This window comes from Clostridia bacterium, assembly GCA_017438525.1.
In the GTDB taxonomy this organism is placed as follows: Bacteria; Bacillota; Clostridia; order Oscillospirales; family RGIG8002; genus RGIG8002.
Genome location: JAFRVI010000005.1, coordinates 1 through 2,004, shown reverse-complemented (window position 1 = coordinate 2,004; position 2,004 = coordinate 1). Strand labels below are relative to the sequence as shown.

2 protein-coding genes are annotated in these 2,004 nt (G+C 58.6%); both read right to left on the bottom strand.

What is annotated here, in order from left to right:
• A partial coding sequence (locus tag IJL83_00835; protein MBQ6552155.1) for a F0F1 ATP synthase subunit gamma occupies positions 1-1,010 on the bottom strand: 1,010 nt, incomplete at its 3' end.
• A 12-nt stretch (positions 1,011-1,022) separates the two neighbouring features.
• The coding region (locus IJL83_00830) for a F0F1 ATP synthase subunit alpha (protein MBQ6552154.1) at positions 1,023-2,004 on the bottom strand (982 nt) is incomplete at its 5' end.

The following is a 2,004-nucleotide window of genomic DNA, read 5'->3' as shown; positions in this document are numbered from 1 at the left end:
TGCGGCAGCAGCGCGTTCAGCACGTCGTCCGCATTCGGTATGAAGATGAACGGCTCTTCCTTGAATTCTTCCAGCGGCGTATCATACGCCGTGAAATCAATGCTGTCGGTTTCTTCGTTCGGCAGCTCCGGCATATCCGGCAACGGGGGCAGCGGACCGAATCTTTCTTCGGCCTCTTTCGCCGCCTTGGCTTCCCTCGCTTTTTCCGCTTCCGCCGCAGCCGCTTCTTTCGCCGCTTCCGCAGCGGCTTTTTCCGCAGCCTCGTCCTCGGCGCGTTCCGCTTCGGCAGCCTCTTTCGCTTCCATAGCCTCGATCATTTCGTCGTAGCTCTGGGGCCCCGGCTTCGGAAGTTTCGCAAGCGCCGCCGCCTTCAAGTGGGCGATGAACGCGCCCGCCTTGTCGAGCTTCGTCGGCTCTGCTTCCTCTTCCTCGTTCGTGATGCCCTCGAAAGGCAGGAGCTGGAACGTTTCCGGTATATTGACCATCGACGACACGAACCGCGCATAAATGATATTCACAGCGCTGTACTCGCCGCTTTCATAGCGCGAGGTCAATTCCGCCGCGATCTGCTTCGCGATATCGAACGTCGGGCGCTCGCTGATGCCGAGATATTCCTTTACGATATGATAGCCCCGGTTGCGGAAATACTCCTCGGTCTTACGTCCGATGACGACAAGATCGGCTTTTTCCTTGTCGGGAATATGCCGCACCGCTTCCTTGAATATGTTCGAGGAATAGGCGCCGGCCAGTCCCTTGTCTGCCGCGACAATCAGGAAAAGCTTCTTTTCCGCCGCGTCATAAGTTTCGAGAAGCGGGTGCTTGAAATCGGTGACATTGGACGCGACGTTTTCCACGACCTCCGCCATCTTGTCCGCGTAGGGCTTGTTCGCCACAGCCGCCATCTGCGCACGCCTGAGGCGCGCCGCCGCGACCATCTTCATTGCCTTGGTGATCTGCTGGATGCTCTTTACGCTGCGTATTCTGCGGCGTATATCCTGTAAGCTCGCCATTCAATCACCTCATCACGCCATTTTATAAGGAACGGTCTCCTTGAATTCCTCGATTGCCTTGGAGAGAGCGTCCTCAAGATTGTCGTCGAGCTTCTGCTGCTCGGCAATCTTCTGGCCGATCTCCGGATGCGCCTGACGCATGAATTTCAGGAAATCGTTCTGGAACGTGACGACCTTGTCCACGGGGATGTCCGCGAGGAATCCGCGAACCGCCGTGAAAATAGCCATGACCTGCTCCTCGACGACGAGCGGCGCATACTGAGCCTGTTTCAAAGTCTCCGTCATACGCGCGCCGCGGTCGAGCTGATCCTTCGTCGCCTTGTCGAGATCGGAGCCGAACTGCGCGAACGCCGCGAGCTCACGATACTGCGCAAGGTCGAGTCGGAGCGTACCGGCGACCTGTTTCATCGCCTTGATCTGCGCGCTGCCGCCGACACGGGATACCGAAAGACCGACGTTGACCGCCGGACGGATGCCCGAATAGAACATATCGGTTTCCAGCATGATCTGGCCGTCTGTGATTGAAATAACGTTCGTCGGGATGTAGGCGCCGACGTCGCCTGCCTGCGTCTCAATGATCGGAAGCGCCGTGATCGAGCCTGCTCCGAGTTCGTCGGAGAGCTTCGCCGCACGCTCCAGGAGACGCGAATGGAGATAGAATACGTCGCCCGGATACGCCTCGCGTCCGGGAGGACGACGGAGAAGCAACGACATGGCGCGGTACGCCGCCGCGTGCTTCGTCAAATCATCATAAATGCAGAGGCAGTGTCCGCCCTTCCGCATGAAATACTCCGCCATCGCGACGCCGGCATACGGCGCCATATACTGGAGCGGCGAGGAATCCGCCGCCGTCGCAGCGACGACGATCGAATACGCCATAGCCCCGGAATCCTCCAGCGTCTTGACCACGCGGGCCACCGTAGACGCCTTCTGGCCGATAGCAACGTAAATGCAGATACAGTTCTGCCCCTTCTGGTTTATCATCGTGTCGACG